Here is a 17,287-nt window from a genome sequence, read left to right as displayed (position 1 = left end):
CTATGAAACTAACGCCCCGTAAACATTATGCACTGAATGTATTACTCTTACTTATTTACAGCATCGTAATGATTTATGCACTGGCCTACCCGCCAAATCCTAACCGCATTATTGAAACATGGCTGGTCAGCATATTATTGCAACGTTTCTGCTCACGACTATGGTGCATCATGATGTGGCTGAGCGCAATCATTGTTCTGTTCTATCATCCTACTGCGACTCTGTACGGAAGACCGAGTTTTGGCATCGTCACTTCATTACTTAGTACCACAGCCAGTGAAGCAAGTGAATACATAGCAGCCATATCATGGCATACCTGTGTAATGACAATTGTTCTGGCCGCTATACCGCTACTCATTATGCGTTTCAGCCGCCATACGGCTGTCCCACGCTGGCGCGGCTACTGGGCTATTCCGTTTGTAATCGTACTAATGGTAATGACAGTACAGACAGCGCGCAAAGGCTATACTACCGGTGGATTTGCCCTACGTGCACAGCCAATAGAATTTCTGGCCGATGCTTATCTGCAACCGCGTGCCTACTTCGCCGAACTAGCAAAGATGAAAGCCGACTTAGCTAAACCAGATAATTGGCAAATTAGCAGTAGTCAACAGCAATACCGCAACTATGTATTGATTATTGGTGAAAGTGCCCGCGCAGATTATTTACATCTATACGGATTCAAATATCCGGACACCCCGTTTCTGGACAGGCACGCCAGCATCATCATGGATAACATGCTGTCTGCCGGTCCCAATACGCCCATCTCGCTCTTACATGGTCTTACCCTTAGCCATGGTAAATCATTCTCAATTCAGAATAATGTGATTACTCTAGCGAAAAAAGCCGGTATGGATACAGCATGGTTGTCAAATCAGGGGGCACTTGGACAATACGATACATCCATTTCAACGATTGCTCATCAGGCCAATCACATCACATTTCTAAAAACTACCGGCTACGATTTCGGCCAACGCAGTTATGATAATCAGCTCATTAAGCCATTGCAGAAAGTACTGGCTCAGCCTCTGGTTGCTGGTCAGTCCCGCCTGATTGTATTGCACATTATGGGTTCTCATCCCAATCCATGCGACCGGCTGCCCAACCCGCCACAGCACTATGTGGAAAATAACAACAGTAATTGCTATATCGATACCATTCGTCAGACAGACACTCTATTAAGCCAGATATATACAACATTGCAGCAAAATGGTGAGCCTTTCAGCATGTTGTATTTTAGTGACCATGGCCTGAGTCATGACAAAAACACCTTTGAGAAAAACAGTTTAGTACGTTCTTCAAGCATCCTGCGCCACAACGACCATTTTTATCAGAATTATCATGTCCCGCTAGTCATTATCAACAGTGGTCAGCCTCGGCAGACACACAATCAGGCTCAGCGTAGTGGGCTGGAACTATTAGACGGAATTGCACAATGGTTGGGCATCCACTCACCACAACTACCATTTGCCAATCAGTTTTTCAGCACGGCAAACAGTAACAATCCGCAGGTTCTCGACTTCAACCAGCATTTACAATCCGTCAAACAGCTGCGGAATGATCCTTTGCCTGCGGATTTACAGTAAATAAACTCACTATACTAACTATCTGTAATAAAAAATAAATATCCCTGCCAAATTTATTCAGCAGGGATATAACATTAATTTTGATTTAATTTTCTTAAACATTTTCATTTGATTTGTATCAAAACACACTCAAATGAAAACATTATAATGAATTTACTTTGATTGGTTTCCTCTTGATGTGTGTGTTTAAGTGTGGCGTTTCGCCACACTTTTTTTTATTTTAATTTTAGCTTTCTTAATCAAATCATTCAATTGTTACCGATTCCTTTTTCTTAGAACCGGATTGATTGGCGGCAGAAAAAACCAGCTTCACTTCATCAGACTGCGGCAAATAATCAATCAATACATCACCTCCTTCACTCAGACGGCCGAAGAGCAACTCATCAGCCAGCAGCTTACGAATACGCTCCTGAATCAACCGGTGCATGGGACGAGCACCCAGTGCAGCATCAAAACCGTGTTTGGCCAAATAGCTGCGTAAAGTTGGTGTAAATTCTGCCACCACCTGTTTAGCCAGCAACTGCTGCTCCAGTGCCAACAAAAACTTATCCACGACTTTCGCAATTATCGCTTGATCCAGAGCCGTGAATGGCACAATTGCATCCAGACGGTTGCGGAATTCAGGCGAAAACGCTTTCTCAATAACGGCCAGACTATCGACTTGTCCACGCTTTCCTGTAAAGCCCAAATTAGGCTTAGCCAATTCAGCAGCACCGGCATTGGTGGTCATAATCAGAATAACATTCCGGAAATCCGCACTGCGTCCATTATTATCCGTAAGATTGGCATAATCCATCACCTGCAACAACACATTGAACACATCCGGATGTGCCTTTTCAATTTCATCCAGCAGCAGCACACAATATGGTTGCTTATTGACTGCATCAGTAAGTAATCCGCCCTGCTCAAAGCCCACATAACCCGGCGGAGAACCTATTAGACGCGAAACAGCATGTGGTTCCATATATTCCGACATATCAAACCGCAGCAAAGGCAAGTCCAGGAGCTGCGCCAGCTGTTTGGCAACTTCAGTTTTGCCAACGCCGGTCGGGCCGGCAAACAAAAAGCTGCCAATCGGCTTATCCGGCTGTTTGAGACCAGAGCGCGCCATTTTAATCGACGCTACCAGTACATCAATAGCTTGATCTTGTCCAAATACTTTTGCTTTTAAATTATCAGCCAGAAAGCGCAATACCTGCTTATCATCATGTGAAACAGTGGTTTCTGGAATACGTGCAACTTTTGCCACAATCGCCTCAATTTCAGCACGGCCGATAACTTTACGTTGTCTGGATTTCGGCTGGGTTTTTTGTGCTGCCGCGGCCTCGTCTATAATATCAATAGCTTTATCTGGCAGAAAGCGCTCATTAATGTAGCGAGCAGACAACTCAGCAGCTGCCTGAAGCGCACCTCGCGTGTAGCGTACCTGATGGAAATTTTCAAATGCAGGTCGCAACCCTTGTAATATCTGCACCGTTTCAGTTACCGATGGTTCTACAATATCTATTTTCTGAAATCGTCGGCTTAAAGCATGATCCTTATCAAAAATAGTACGGTATTCCTGATAAGTTGTGGCGCCAATACAGCGCATACTACCTTTAGCCAATGCCGGCTTAAGCAAATTAGACGCATCCATCGTGCCGCCAGACACACTGCCGGCACCTATAATGGTATGAATTTCATCAACAAACAATACCGCCTTATCTAGTTCGCCCAATTCTTTAATAACGGCTTTCATGCGTGCTTCAAAATCACCGCGATACTTAGTACCGGCAAGCAAAGCGCCCATATCCAGCGAAAAAACCACTGATCCTTTGATAGATTCTGGCACCTTATCATGTACCAGCATATAAGCCAGCCCTTCTGCCAGTGCCGTTTTACCCACACCGGCTTCACCTACCAGTAAAGGATTATTCTTACGCCGCCGGCACAATGTCTGAATCAGGCGCTGCATCTCCTCATTACGGCCAATAAGCGGGTCAATTCGGCCGGCAAGAGCCTCCCTGTTCAGATTAACAGTATAATTTTCTAAAGCTTTTACTTCTGCCTTGCCCGCATCTGCCTCATTATTTTGTTCAGTTTTTTTATTCTGAACCGGATTATGATTGCCAAGTGTCAGATAGCGCAGCACATCCAGACGGTTCACTGACTGCGATTCAAGAAAATAAACCGCGTGGCTGTCCTTTTCTGACATAATGGCCACCAGAACATCCACAGGTGTCACCTCACCTTCAGTATGCGCAGCACGTACATGCACAATTGCCTGCTGCAATACACGCTGAAATCCAAGCGTAGGCTCCAACTCAGACTGCTCTGCTACGCTTTCCGGCAACACCGGAGTATTCTCATGGATACTTTGCTGAAGCTGTTTGGCTAGCAATTCATTATCCACCCCTACAGCCCGTAGCACCCCACTCACTTCTTCACTTTGCTGCAACAGGCCGAGCAGTAAATGCTCCACACCAATAAACTCAAACGCATGGTTCCGAGCCTCGGCATAAACATACTGCAGAATTTTTTCTAGTTGCGCCGAAATCATACCCGACCTCCTGACAAAGTAACATTTTCAATTCAGAATACATCACACTGCATTATCAGCATATACATGAAGCACTCACGTTAAAAATCAAGTAACACCCGCCGAGTGTACCGTGGCATCTAGGTTTTAATACAACATCTCATTCTTCTTCAGTCAGACACCGCAAAGGAAAGCCAGCAGCTTCGGCACGTTCAAGCACCTGATTGCATTTGGTTTCGGCAATATCCTTCTGAAACACACCACACACACCGCGTCCAGACTCATGCACCATCAGCATAATGGCAATCGCCTGAGTATGTGGCAAATGAAACACTTCCATGAGTACAGTTACCACAAAATCCATCGGTGTGTAATCATCATTCAACAATACCACTTTATAGCGCTTCGGTGGCTTTAACATGCTTTCCTGATTCTGGCTAACAGTTTGTGTTCTAGTATTTGACATTGTGCATAAATCTACATGTATCTGTGGGTTTTTAGTAACGGTTTTAATAATTTTATCATTTTTCGGTAAGCTTGCTTGACGTTAGTTCTTAACCTATGTAAAAAGACTACTTAACAAGTCAGACATAGACTGCCAAACAAATAGTTGTACATCTGTTCACTAATTTGTAGGTTCTACTGTGTCGCAAACTTGTTCTTTATTTTGTTTTTTATGTATAGGAAGTTTCATGGCAACTGGTATTGTTAAGTGGTTTAACGACGCTAAAGGTTTTGGTTTTATTACACCTGATGAAGGTGGTGAAGATTTGTTTGCTCATTTCTCTGCAATCAATATGAACGGCTTCAAAACCTTGAAAGAAGGTCAACGCGTATCTTTTGACGTGACCACCGGTCCAAAAGGTAAACAAGCGGCCAACATTCAGGCAGCTTAATCTTAGCCGGTTGTCCGGTTAGACAAAAATAGCGGCAATGCCGCTATTTTCTGTTTGATACTGAATATACTTACATTCTGCAATTACCAGTAGCCTGTCATTTATTCATATCAGCTCAATCAGGACCAGTTGGTTAGTTTAGACACATCAAATTTAATAGAATTCAAATAAATAACTGAATTTGCTAAATAAATAGCTGGTCCGATTTTTAATTTATTGTACTTAAAAACCTGAATAATGTCCTGATTCAGAAAATCCTATCCGTTCCCCATCAGATTACAATCTCATAAGCAACCATATTAACCACCCTGCTGTTCTATTTATCTAAACTTCTTACCGATCTGCACAAAAAAACCGCAGCCTATTAGAAGCTGCGGTCTTCAACTCAAATCTGATCGTTATTCTGCTTGAACGGATGTTCCGGCTGGAAGCAGTAAATTCAGCACTATCGCCAGTAAAGCACATAGTCCTACACCAGCAAAAGCCATTGTACCGATTTTCACAACCATGCCACCTACACCCACAATCAAAACAGAACTCACAATCACCAGATTACGCGGTTGCATTAAATCCACTTTAGCATCAATCAGTGTTTTTAGCCCCAGAGAAGCAATCGTGCCAAATAGTAGCAACATGATACCGCCCATTACAGGCAACGGAATTGAGCTCAGAAAAGCATTAAATTTGCCAAAAAAGGCCATTAAAATCGCAAACACAGCTGCCCATGTCATAATTACCGGATTACTATTCTTGGTAATCATCACCGCACCGGTAACTTCACCGTAGGTTGTTACCGGAGGGCCGCCGATTAAACCGGCAATACACACACCCAAACCATCTCCAGCTAAAGTTCGATGTAAACCGGGGTCTTTCACATAATCATTACCCGTCACCTTACCAATAGCCATAATTCCGCCAATGTGCTCAATAGCCGGCGCAATCGCTACCGGCAGCATAAACAGCGCAGCCTGCCAATTAACTTGCGGAGTAGCAAAATGGGGAACAGCAAACCACGGCGCCGCAGCCATAGCACTGGTATCCACCATTCCGGTTAGCAATGCCATTATATAACCGGCTGCCACACCTATCAGAATCGGAATCAAACGCATCATCTTACTGCCGAATACCGTCACAATTACTGTTACCGCAAAAGTAAAACCCGACAAAAACAGCGAATGCGCATAATCCACAACTTGTTTATCACCGGACTTACCCATAGCCATATTACAGGCTACCATCGCCACAGAAAGCCCAATTACCATAATCACCGGACCAATAACCACCGGCGGCAGCAAACGGTGCACTGAAGCCAGCCCGCGCCACTTAATCAGCGCAGCAAAGACAAAATACATAAAGCCAGCAGCGAACAGGCCAAACATAGTCGAACCCAAACCCCATTCCTGCATGGCATATATAATCGGGGCAATAAATGCAAATGAAGAACCCAGATAAATCGGCACCTTACGTTTAGTACAAATCTGAAATAATAACGTGCCAACACCCGCACCCATCAGCGCCAGAGCTGGGTTTAGCCCTGTTAACAACGGCACCAGAACCATGGCACCAAAGGCCACAAACAAAATTTGTGCGCCGGCCAGCGCTAGTTTAAATTGGTGTCCCACCCAGACACTCCCCATAAAATAATCAAAAACTCTTCATTATAGTCTAGTACCAAATAAAAAATAGTTATAATTTGTCGCCAATCAGCTAAAGCTTGAATAATTTAATTAATTTTTAAATCATAGCCTTATTTGTAAATTTAAAAAATAATTCCCATTAACTCTTGCCTATTTGTTCATTATTGCGCATAATGCGCCTCTCTTTAGCCGGCATAGCTCAGTTGGTAGAGCAGCTGACTTGTAATCAGAAGGTCCCGAGTTCGACTCTTGGTGCCGGCACCAGTTAAAAAAAAGCGTAATCAAACGATTACGCTTTTTTATTTGCAATTTAATCATTACATCTCTCGAATAATCAGTCCACAATCTAAGTTTTCCCTTCTACACACCTAATCTAATAATAACGCACCCGCCATATATAACCTATGGATTACAACGCTAATCAGTTGAGCCAGCCTAAACAAAACATCCGGTACAAATAAAATACTGACTTTTATTTTCTGAAGATTTAGAGTCGAAGAAGCCTCCCACTCCTTCAAATCCATTGAGTATCTTGCTTTTCAAGTCATTCCCAACGCTTTATTAGCACCTTCACCCATAAAAACTGCCATAACTCATCCCAATTTACATAATTGATGACTGAAACAATTAATTCAGGTATTTATATTTACTTTAAAATAATGGTTGTGTTGTTAAACTCTCATCTATGTCCAAAAAAATACTGTTAGGCAAGACTATCCAACTACATTAGATGCAACCAATAAATAAAATTTATTAATAAATTTTAGTATTTATTAATCAATCCATATAAGAGCACCCTCATCACAAATTAATAATTCAATACAGCAAATAACAAAAAATTTAATTAAAATAAATTGTTAATCAATAATCTTCATCTCAAGTAACTATTACATCTGTTAAATTATTGTTAGCAGAAACCAATAATTTGTTTTAGAATATGCAAAAGCTGAACCAACATCGCCCATCCACCTGAGCTGCTCAGGATTACTGGATGGCGTTTTTAATTGTGGCCGACTCAGCATAAATGTAAATTGCAATAATCAACTCATGTCTCATACTACCTATCAGTTAAAACCGCATGAACGCCCAATGATGGCCGGTTCCCCTTCCTTTCCGGACCATCCGTGGAAACGCCGCGTCTGCTATGCCATCATCGGCGTGATCGTAGGCTTAACTGCCGGATTTACTAATGGCATGATGCTGGCCAATATTCCTCAGATTCAAGGCTATTTGGGGCTGACACCCGAGCAAGGAGGCTGGATACAAGTCTCTTATTATATGTTTAGTGCCATTATTAGCGTCTTACTATTTAAAATTCGACAGAATTTCGGCTTGCCACGTTATGTTAGCTATATTGTTACGGGACTAATCATTACCAACTGCCTGCAATTCTTTTTCCATGATTATCATATGGAATTATTTGCTCGCGGTATGAGCGGACTCGTAGGTGGCAGTTTAAATAGCATGGCCATGTACTACATGATGCAAGCCATGCCCGCTATACATCGCGGTAAAGGCATACTACTCGGCCTCGGCTTGACCCAGCTAAGCCAGCCGCTGGCCAGATTTCTTTCCCCTTTACTGTTGCAGCACGAACAATTTCAGCTAGTGTTCAGCTTTCAGCTTGGCATGGCGTTGCTGGTATGCGGAGCCGTATGGCTACTTCCTATTCCTTCTGGCTATCTGGAAAAATCATTCGAAAAAATCGACCTAATTAGTTTTCCTCTAATGGCTGCAGGCATCGCCTTTATTTCCGCTGGTGCAGTGCAGGGACGCATTGTCTGGTGGGACAAAGACTGGATTGGCTGGCTGTTTGTTGCCGGCATTGTATGCTGTATGCTTTCCGTAATTATTGAATACAACCGCAAGCGGCCAATGTTTGATATCAAATGGATGATGCATACCAACGGCATGTTACAGGTATTGGTTTTCGGCTCACTTATCCGCGTAGCCCTGTCCGAGCAAAACATGGGGGCAGCTGGTCTAATGACTGCATTAGGTCTAAGTAACGATCAGATGATTCATTTCTATGCCGTAACATCTTGTGGCGCAGCATTGGGACTAATGACTAGCGTACTAACATTCAAACCTACCGATATTAAATTACCACTGGTGATTTCATTCGCCATCATCGCCATTGCCAGCTTTATGGAAGTTGGACAAAATCAGTGGTCGCGACCAGTGAATTTTTACCTACCAGAATTCATGATTGCTTTTGCATCATTATTCTTTTTCGGTCCTGTGATGATGGAGGGTATGATTCGCGCGCTCGCCAAAGATCCTGTTTACATTATGAGCTTCTCCGCTGTATTTGGATTTTCACAAACTGTCGGTGGTCTAATTGGTTCAGCTCTGCTGAACGCCTTTATCACCATCCGTACCCGTGTGCATTTAATCAATAGCGCCGATGGTTCATATTTAACTGACCCTCAGGTTAATCAGCTCATCCAGCAAAATGCGCAAGCCAGCCAGCGATTCAGCTTCGACAGCACATGGAATCACGCATATGGCGTGAGTAAATTGATTCAGCAAGATACCATGCTGGCACAAGTAGCCGCTTACAATGATTTATTCGTTACCGTAGGCATTGGTTCATTAATCTGTTTTCTAGTAGTTGGCGCACAACGCTGGTGGCATCAGCTGCATGGCACCAACCCTATCGGAAAAGAACTCAGAGGCTTTGCAGCAGCACGCCAGCGCGCGATGCAGGAACCGCCCAAACAATAAGCTGAAATAATATTTAGGATAATAATGACAAACACACCACAAAACACATCTGGACAAAAACCGGATACCGAAACAAACAAGCCTGAAACCTCGGCATCTGCCACCCAAAATTTAGGCAGCGCCTCTTCATCAGCACAGACAGGTGACAAACAGACCAGTTCAAATCAAAATAACGGTGCTGCGGCCGCCGGCCAGAATAACACGTCACCCACTCAGCCATCAGCCAATCAGTGGCAGCCACCTAAACGCAAATGGTTTGTCACCGCTATGCTGGTGCTGGTGCTGATGCTGGGTGTACTAATGATTTTACGCGCATGGAAATTGCCACCATTTCGCAATTCCATGGTTTCTACCGATAATGCTTATGTACGAGGCCAGACCACTATCATTAGCCCACAGGTCACCGGCTATGTTACCAAAGTATATGTACAGGATTTTGATGAAGTAAAAGCTGGACAGCCACTTATTCAGATAGATGATCGCATCTATAAACAGAAAGTAGCGGCTGCGGAAGCCGGAATTGGTCTGCAAGATAGCTCCCTGGCTAATTACGAACAAAACCGACGTATCAAAGAAGCCAATCTGGTTGCAAGAGAAGCAGATATAGCTAACGCACAGGCTCAGCTGGAAAAAGCACAGGCCGATATGGCAAGGGTAAATGTGCTGGTGGCAGACGGTTCTCTGTCTTTGCGTGAGCGTGACCAGACACGTGCCGCATTAAAACAGGCACAAACCGGCGTTGCAGAAGCCAAAGCACAGTACCGCGTTGCTCAGGAAGACCTGAAAAGCACCCATGTCAATAAGGGCGGCCTGAAAGCCAATGTGGATAATGCACATGCCCAGCTAGGTCTGGCACAGATTGACCTGTCCAATACGGTAGTGAGAGCGCCGGAAAATGGCCGCCTAAGTGAAATCAGCGTTAAAAATGGCCAACTAGTAAATGCAGGCACACAATTAATGTTTCTGGTACCGGCACGCAAATGGGTAGTGGCCAATTTCAAAGAAGCTCAGACAGCCAATATTCGAGTTGGCCAGCCAGCATGGTTTACCGTAGACGCATTAAACGGCGCCAAAATCAGAGGCACTGTGGAAAAAATCTCACCAGCTGCAGGCAGTGAATTTTCCGCCATCAAACCAGATACCACCACTGGCAACTTTGTCAAAGTACCGCAACGCATTGCCGTACGCATCCGTATCGATAACCATAATGAACTATTTGAACGCCTGCGTCCCGGCATGTCGGTAGTAGTCAGTATTGATACCACTAGGGTGAAAGCATGAACGCCCAATTGATTAAGTTATCCATACTTACGACTATGGCTATCGGCCTCAACGGTTGTATTCCTCGTATACCGGCTGTACCGGCCACAGCACGAGTACAAGCCCCCGCTCACTGGCACGAACAATCCACAACAACTAGTCAGAACGCAGATGCTCAATGGTGGAAACAGCTGAATGACCCTGTGCTGGATCAGCTCATCAATGAAGCTCTAACAAACAATATTGATTTAGCTCTGGCTCAGACCCGTGTTCAGGAAGCACTAGCTCAGGAACACGCCTCGCGTGCCTCGTTGCTACCTTCACTGGAGGCCAGCGGTGGCACCACCCGCCAGAAAAGTCTGAATGCGTTTGGAGTGGCCACTTTAACACGAGTAGAACAGCCCAGTTTTCAGGCCGCCTATGAACTGGATGTATTCGGCAAAAACCGCCATGCCTATCAGGCTGGACGTTTAAACCGACAAGCCACTGAAACGGCCGAAGCTGCCACACGTCTGAGTGTAATCAGCACCACAGTAAAATCCTATATTACCCTACGAGCTCTGGATGAAAAACTCAATCTGCTACAAAAAACATTAGATGCACGACAGCGCGAACTGAAAATTGCCCAGTCCAAAGCCAATGTTGGTTATACATCCAAACTTGAGCTAAATCAGGCACAAGCAGAGTATGCCGCCACATTGCAGCAGATTCCGGTAGTCCAATCGAGTATCAGCCAGCAAGAACATGCATTGAGTATGCTGGTTGGTTCCAGCAGCCGCACCATTGAGCGTGGTTTACCATTATCCCAACTGCAAGCACCGGCCATTCCTGACATGCTGCCGTCTGAACTGATGCAGAATCGTCCAGATATAGTTCAATCTTCATTATTACTGGCTGCCAGCGATGCCAATCTGGCTTCAGCGCGAGCACAGTTTCTACCGTCAGTGAAAATCAGTGCTGCTTTTGGCCGTATTTTTTCCACTGCTCCGATTAAAGAACCGGTAAACGTCTGGAGTATAGGCGGCAGTATACTGGCACCCATCTTTGAAGGCGGTAGTATCAAGGCCAACTTTGATTTGAATGTAGCCAGACGCAACGAAGCTGCATGGAATTATCGAAAAACCGTGCTCACAGCGCTAAAAGAAGTGGAAGACCAGCTCTCCGCTAGCTACCGTCTGCAAGAACAGGAACAGGCATTGGAAATGGAGCAGAAAGCACTGGCAAGTGCTCTACATCACGCTAGCAACCGCTATCGTGCCGGATATTCACCTTACTTAGACGTACTGGACAGTCAGCGCAATTTACTCAGTGTAGAAAGTCAGCTAATTCAGAGTAAAGCGGATTACCTGAATGCACAGGTTTCACTATATCAGGCATTGGGTGGCGGCTGGACACCAGCTAGAAACACTGATACCCATCATTGATACTTAGACTTATTTCTCGAAACAAGCGTAATTTTTTTTAACGGTCAGTCAGCACCCTGCTGCAAATTGGCACAACAACCAGTATGTTAAAATTGATTTTTAATTAGTATTCGTTTAATCAGTTTTATTATGTTTATTGCTTCAGAACACATCGACCGGCTATTACCACAAACCCAGTGCAGGCAATGTGGCTATCAGGGCTGTGCCCCTTATGCACAGGCATTAAGCCGAGGCGAGGCAGCCATTAATCTGTGTACACCGGGAGGAATGGCCGTTATCTGTGATCTGGCGCAATTACTCAATGTACCGGTGATCCCTCCTGCTGACGCCAATAAAGCTCAGCAGCCTAAGGCTATAGCCATCATTGATGAAGACGAATGTATTGGGTGTACCGCCTGTATCAAAGCCTGCCCAGTAGATGCCATTTTTGGTGCAACCAAGCAAATGCATACCGTTATTACCAGCGAATGCAGTGGATGTGAATTATGTCTACCCCCCTGTCCGGTAGACTGTATCCATATGCAGCCAGTAGCAGACCAATGGTTACCCCGCTCTCGTCTTTTAACTGAAGACATTCAAAATGAGCGCTTTGCCGCTGCTAAACAGGCTCAGACCCGTTTCCAACACCGTAACGAACGCTTGCATCGTCTACAAAAACAAAAACAACAGCAACTACAGGCACGGCAGAAGAAAACCTCAGCCACAACAACTAAATTAAATTCAGCAAGCAACATCAATCCAGCGGCTCTGATTGCCAAAGCCATGGCTAAAGCTCATACTCAGCAGCAGCAACGACGTGTGCCGGATAATCACGATTCATTTCAGCAACAGCAGATTGCCAAAGCTCAGCAACAGGCCAGCTACCGCCGCGCCATGCGTGATTTCCAGTATGGAAATGAAAAGCAAAAAGCAGAGGCACAGGAATGGCTGCGTTTATACAAACAACAGCACGAATCCCAACAATAATGCGCTTAACCTGACAAAATTAAATAAAAATGCTAAAATTATAGGCTAAATTAAAATTATTTAGCTGTATAAATTAACGAAATTAAACAAATGAAAAAGCTGAAACTGATTCTGGCTACCGTGACTGCCTTGTTAATGGTGAGTGCCTGTGCCATTGCAGATAAACCCAATACCCGTTATCTGTCCGGTAACTGGCAAATTCGTACTTTAAATGGTGAGCCTACCCCTGATACCAGCGCTCGAATCCGTTTCGACCCAAATACACACCAATATTATGCTTTTTTTGGCTGTAATCATATCCAAGGTAATTACCGAGATTTTCGCCACACTCTGCATCTAAGCCAACCGTTCGGTATCGATAAAATGTGTGCCAACATCGAAGATGAACGCACCGGTACCGGTACCCTCGGTTTCGTTAATTCATGGCGTATCATCAACGATACCACCGGAGTGCGGCTGCAACTGTTAGATAAACAGCACTATGTACGTGTCGAAGCTCGTTTATTAAAAGACGCCGACAACGAACAACATTAAGCTTTTCATTACATTAGTAGTAATAAATAATCTACAAGCACTTACAAAATAAAATAGCCACATTATCTCCGAGACAATGTGGCTATTTAATTACTCTGAATTAATGCGGAGCAATCATATCTTCAGGAATCACCCACTCATCAAACTCTTCGGCAGTGAGGAAACCCAGCTCAATAGCAGCCTGTTTCAGGCTGGTATTTTGCGCATAGGCAGTTTTGGCGATTTTAGCAGCTTTTTCATAGCCGATATGGCGGTTCAGAGCTGTAACCAGCATTAGAGAATGATGCAAATTAGCATCAATTTTCTCACGTACCGGCTCAATACCTTCCGCACAACGCAGATTAAAACTATTACATGCATCTGCCAATAAGCGAACTGATTGCAGAATATTAAACACCAGCACAGGCATAAACACATTCAGTTCAAAGTTACCGGACGCACCGGCTACTGTAATCGTCGTGTCGTTACCCATTACTTGTGCTGCGACCATCGTCATAGCCTCACACTGAGTAGGATTCACTTTACCCGGCATAATACTTGAGCCAGGCTCATTGGCTGGAATAGTAATTTCACCAATGCCACAGCGCGGGCCACTGGCCAGCCAGCGGATATCGTTAGCAATCTTGTTCAGACTTACTGCCAGTGTCTTCAGGCTACCAGAAGCAAACACCACAGCATCACGGCCAGCAAGTGCTTCAAATTTATTTGGTGCAGTTACAAATGGTAAACCGGTCAGTTCCGCTAGTTTTGCTGCCGCTTTTACCGCATATTCCGGATGGCTGTTCAAGCCAGTACCCACAGCAGTACCGCCCAATGGTAACTCATACAACCAATGCAATGCCTGCTGCAAACGTTCCAGACCATGATCCAACTGGCTAACATAGCCACTGAATTCCTGTCCTAATGTCAGCGGTGTTGCATCTTGCAAATGTGTACGGCCAATCTTAACTATATCTTTGAAGGCTTCAGCTTTAGCCGCCAATGTGTTTCTCAATGCTTTTACTGTTGGCAACAAATGCTGATTAATTTGGATAGCTGTAGCCACATGAATGGCTGTCGGGAATGAATCATTGGTAGATTGAGCATGATTCACATGATCATTTGGATGCACTGGTTTGTAGCTACCACGAGGCTGTCCGGCAATTTCGTTAGCCACATTAGCCAGAACCTCATTCATGTTCATATTGCTCTGCGTACCAGAACCAGTCTGCCACACAACCAGAGGAAACTGGTCTGCCAGTTCGCCAGCCAAAACACGTTCTGCCGCCTGTACAATCAGTCCGGCACATTCGTCACTGATGCGTCCGAGCTGCTGATTGGTCAATGCAGCTGCCTTTTTTACCAAAGCCATGGCCTGAATCATGGCTGGCGGCAAAGTTTCACCACCGATATCAAAATTTTGCAGGCTACGCTGAGTTTGCGCTCCCCAATAAACATTTTCAGATACAGCGATCTCACCCATGCTGTCATGTTCAATACGTGTATTCATAACGTCTCCATGATTGCGCACACATTTTATTTAAAATAAAACAAATATTTGTGCAGCGGTCAGGCATTAACTACACTCGCAGACCCTCTGGAATATATTTAATCCCCATTCTAAAGAAGCTTAATTGTGCAGCGATTCAGCTATCTTAGCCACCAATTTATCACATTTGTAAATAGATATTAATATAAACATAAGATTTGATTATAAATTTCCAACATCATTTACCTATCAACACTAAAATGAACTTAGATACAAATTCCTAAGCTAAGATCCTAACTGCATGCCACTCTAATAGCTATTGATAATGAAAAAAAATAATAGAGGGAACAGTTTGTGGCAGAATAGAAACTACCAAACAACACATATAAAATAATGGATATAGCCTTTCAGTTTTCAGCATTACTGGCACTGGGCATAGGTGCACAATGGCTGGCGTGGTATCTGAAACAGCCATCCGTACTGTTTCTGTTGTTCACTGGCATAATCATTGGGCCAGTGCTGGGATGGTTTCAGCCTGATAAAGTCATGGGCGACCTCCTTTTTCCGTGTATTTCTTTAGGTGTAGCCATTATCTTGTTTGAAGGCGCCCTTACGCTGCAATTTCACGAAATCAGCCAGCATGGCCGTGTAGTTCAAAATCTGGTGACCTTTGGCACCCTCATTACCATTGCAGTATTGTCACTAGCTACCTATTGGCTGTTTAAACTGGACATACGGGTGGCTATACTGTTTGGTGCCCTCGTCTGTGTCACCGGCCCCACCGTTATTGCGCCCATGCTGCGTAGCGTTAGGCCACGTACAAAGATTGCCAATATTCTGCGCTGGGAAGGCATTATCATCGACCCCATCGGCGCCATTGCCGTTGTACTCGTCTATGAGTACATAGTTTCCAACGGCCACGAAAATTCACTGCTGCTTTTTAGCAAAATTGTGCTGGTAGCTGTAATCTGTGGCGGGCTGGGTGCTGTAATTCTCGCCAATGCCATCAAACGCTATTGGCTGCCGGAATACATGCGCAACGTCGTTACCTTCGCATTTGTGCTTATTCTGTTCTCTATTTCCAACTATCTGGAAAGCCAATCCGGCTTGCTCACGGTAACGATTTTAGGACTTACACTAGCTAACTGGCCCCAATTTCCACGCCAAAGTATTCTGGCGTTTAACGAATCCCTTACCTTACTCTTTATTCCGACATTATTCATTATCCTTGCCGCACGTATGGACCTAGCTGCGCTACTTGGTCTTGGCTGGCACGGATTGTTGCTACTGATGATTGCCATGTTCGTTGCGCGTCCGTTGGCCGTGTGGTTTTCTTCTATCCACTCCGGTTTAACCGTGCAGGAAAAACTAATGATAAGCTGGATCGGACCGCGTGGTATTGTCGCAGCCTCGATTGCCTCATTGTTTGCAATGCGTTTAGAACACCAGCATTTAGCCGGTACAGAATTACTGGCACCATTGGTATTTCTAATAATTATTGGTACCGTGTTGATTCAGGGGCTGGGCGCAAAAACAATTGCCATCATCTTGAAAGTACGCGAACCAGCCAATAACGGCGTACTGATTGTTGGCAGCAATGATGTCGCCCTGATGCTGGCTAATACCCTAAAACAACTGAATATCGATGTTTTGGTTGCCGATTATCACTACATACAGATTGCCCGTGCCCGCATGCAGGGTCTTCGCACCTATTTCGGTAATCCGGTATCAGAAAATGCACAGACACAACTAGACCTAATTGGCATTGGCCATTTGTTCGCCGTCAGCCGCGATAAAGAACTGAATACCTTATGTGAACTCCAATTTCGGCATGAATTCGGCGAGCAGAATATCTATCGTATCCGTTTTGCCGAAGAACAGCATTTAACCGCTCGCGCCCAGAAACAACATCAGTTTGTTTCCCGCCAACTGTTTGAAAAAGAGGTGACATTCGGGCGTCTGGAAAACATGCTAAACAAGCAGGCTCGGATAAAAATTACCAACATTACTGCTGCCTACAACTATCAGCAGTACTGTCATGACCATCCGCAAGCAATTCCTCTATTTTTACAGGATAAAAACAATACTTTATATATCATCAGCAGTGAGTTTCAGCCTGCATCCGCCATTGGCAAAAGATTAATTGCATTGGATTACTGAGCATCAGTTCCGAAAGTCTCAACGACTATTGGCTCATTCAACAATTTGCTGCCTGAATCAGATTATAATTAACTAATTTTCCGGCCAATACAATAAGCGCTAATCCTGACA

12 protein-coding genes and 1 tRNA gene are annotated in these 17,287 nt (G+C 44.5%); 9 read left to right on the top strand and 4 right to left on the bottom strand.

Annotated elements, in window-relative coordinates; translation table 11 throughout:
• Positions 1–2 precede the first annotated feature (2 nt).
• Positions 3–1,586 carry a phosphoethanolamine transferase gene (locus J3U75_RS01340; protein WP_267390157.1) on the top strand — a complete coding sequence of 528 codons (1,584 nt, stop codon included), beginning with the start codon at positions 3–5 and terminating at the stop codon, positions 1,584–1,586.
• 244 nt (positions 1,587–1,830) lie between these two features.
• On the opposite strand, the gene clpA is transcribed toward J3U75_RS01340, so the two are convergent.
• Together clpA and clpS are read right to left on the bottom strand one after the other, a co-directional pair.
• Positions 1,831–4,125, bottom strand: coding sequence for an ATP-dependent Clp protease ATP-binding subunit ClpA (clpA, locus tag J3U75_RS01335; RefSeq protein WP_267390155.1), 2,295 nt, complete (start codon positions 4,123–4,125; stop codon positions 1,831–1,833).
• A 139-nt stretch (positions 4,126–4,264) separates the two neighbouring features.
• Positions 4,265–4,570 (bottom strand): ATP-dependent Clp protease adapter ClpS, encoded by a 306-nt coding sequence (gene clpS / locus J3U75_RS01330; RefSeq protein WP_100140028.1) that lies wholly within the window; start codon positions 4,568–4,570, stop codon positions 4,265–4,267.
• A gap of 226 nt (positions 4,571–4,796) precedes the next feature.
• On the opposite strand from clpS, the gene J3U75_RS01325 reads away from it, so the two are divergent.
• On the top strand, positions 4,797–5,000 hold the full coding sequence (locus tag J3U75_RS01325; protein ID WP_025330479.1) for a cold-shock protein: 204 nt from the start codon (positions 4,797–4,799) through the stop codon (positions 4,998–5,000).
• 398 nt (positions 5,001–5,398) lie between these two features.
• On the opposite strand, the gene J3U75_RS01320 is transcribed toward J3U75_RS01325, so the two are convergent.
• Complete coding sequence (locus tag J3U75_RS01320; RefSeq protein ID WP_257381222.1) at positions 5,399–6,622, bottom strand: uracil-xanthine permease family protein; 1,224 nt, start codon at positions 6,620–6,622, stop codon at positions 5,399–5,401.
• 203 nt (positions 6,623–6,825) lie between these two features.
• Here J3U75_RS01320 and J3U75_RS01315 point away from each other — a divergent pair.
• The 6 genes from J3U75_RS01315 (at position 6,826) to J3U75_RS01290 (ending at position 13,548) form a co-directional block, all read left to right on the top strand.
• Positions 6,826–6,901: transfer RNA gene (locus J3U75_RS01315), tRNA-Thr, on the top strand.
• 783 nt (positions 6,902–7,684) lie between these two features.
• A complete protein-coding gene (locus J3U75_RS01310; RefSeq protein ID WP_267390153.1) occupies positions 7,685–9,364 on the top strand; it encodes an MFS transporter in 1,680 nt (559 codons plus the stop codon).
• Between the two features lie 24 nt (positions 9,365–9,388).
• Positions 9,389–10,645: an HlyD family secretion protein gene (locus J3U75_RS01305; RefSeq protein WP_267390152.1), complete on the top strand. Its 1,257-nt coding sequence runs from the start codon at positions 9,389–9,391 to the stop codon at positions 10,643–10,645.
• Entirely contained in the window at positions 10,642–12,048 is a 1,407-nt protein-coding gene (locus tag J3U75_RS01300) for an efflux transporter outer membrane subunit (RefSeq protein ID WP_267390151.1), read from the top strand. Before J3U75_RS01305 ends, J3U75_RS01300 begins: the two co-directional genes overlap by 4 nt.
• Before the next feature lie 129 nt (positions 12,049–12,177).
• Entirely contained in the window at positions 12,178–13,014 is an 837-nt protein-coding gene (locus tag J3U75_RS01295; RefSeq protein ID WP_267390150.1) for an RnfABCDGE type electron transport complex subunit B, read from the top strand.
• A 90-nt stretch (positions 13,015–13,104) separates the two neighbouring features.
• Positions 13,105–13,548: an META domain-containing protein gene (locus J3U75_RS01290; protein ID WP_267390149.1), complete on the top strand. Its 444-nt coding sequence runs from the start codon at positions 13,105–13,107 to the stop codon at positions 13,546–13,548.
• A 100-nt stretch (positions 13,549–13,648) separates the two neighbouring features.
• Here the strand turns inward: J3U75_RS01290 and fumC are convergent, their stop codons facing one another.
• On the bottom strand, positions 13,649–15,037 hold the full coding sequence (fumC, locus tag J3U75_RS01285) for a class II fumarate hydratase (RefSeq protein ID WP_100140021.1): 1,389 nt from the start codon (positions 15,035–15,037) through the stop codon (positions 13,649–13,651).
• A 372-nt stretch (positions 15,038–15,409) separates the two neighbouring features.
• Here fumC and J3U75_RS01280 point away from each other — a divergent pair, with 372 nt between their 5' ends.
• The gene (locus J3U75_RS01280) at positions 15,410–17,176 is read left to right on the top strand and encodes a cation:proton antiporter (RefSeq protein ID WP_267390148.1); all 1,767 of its coding nucleotides are present in this window, start codon (positions 15,410–15,412) and stop codon (positions 17,174–17,176) included.
• Positions 17,177–17,287: the final 111 nt, after the last annotated feature.

This window comes from Snodgrassella sp. B3088 (assembly GCF_026535815.1).
In the GTDB taxonomy this organism is placed as follows: Bacteria; Pseudomonadota; Gammaproteobacteria; order Burkholderiales; family Neisseriaceae; genus Snodgrassella; species Snodgrassella alvi_E.
The sequence above is the reverse complement of the archived record's forward strand: the minus strand, read 5'-3'. Positions and strand labels throughout refer to the sequence as shown.

Coding starts and splice junctions, on each gene's coding strand:
- J3U75_RS01340 (WP_267390157.1), top strand. CDS start 3: ATGAAACTAACGCCCCGTAAACATTATGCACTGAATGTATTACTCTTA.
- clpA (WP_267390155.1), bottom strand. CDS start 4,125: ATGATTTCGGCGCAACTAGAAAAAATTCTGCAGTATGTTTATGCCGAG.
- clpS (WP_100140028.1), bottom strand. CDS start 4,570: ATGTCAAATACTAGAACACAAACTGTTAGCCAGAATCAGGAAAGCATG.
- J3U75_RS01325 (WP_025330479.1), top strand. CDS start 4,797: ATGGCAACTGGTATTGTTAAGTGGTTTAACGACGCTAAAGGTTTTGGT.
- J3U75_RS01310 (WP_267390153.1), top strand. CDS start 7,685: ATGTCTCATACTACCTATCAGTTAAAACCGCATGAACGCCCAATGATG.
- J3U75_RS01305 (WP_267390152.1), top strand. CDS start 9,389: ATGACAAACACACCACAAAACACATCTGGACAAAAACCGGATACCGAA.
- J3U75_RS01300 (WP_267390151.1), top strand. CDS start 10,642: ATGAACGCCCAATTGATTAAGTTATCCATACTTACGACTATGGCTATC.
- J3U75_RS01295 (WP_267390150.1), top strand. CDS start 12,178: ATGTTTATTGCTTCAGAACACATCGACCGGCTATTACCACAAACCCAG.
- J3U75_RS01290 (WP_267390149.1), top strand. CDS start 13,105: ATGAAAAAGCTGAAACTGATTCTGGCTACCGTGACTGCCTTGTTAATG.
- fumC (WP_100140021.1), bottom strand. CDS start 15,037: ATGAATACACGTATTGAACATGACAGCATGGGTGAGATCGCTGTATCT.
- J3U75_RS01280 (WP_267390148.1), top strand. CDS start 15,410: ATGGATATAGCCTTTCAGTTTTCAGCATTACTGGCACTGGGCATAGGT.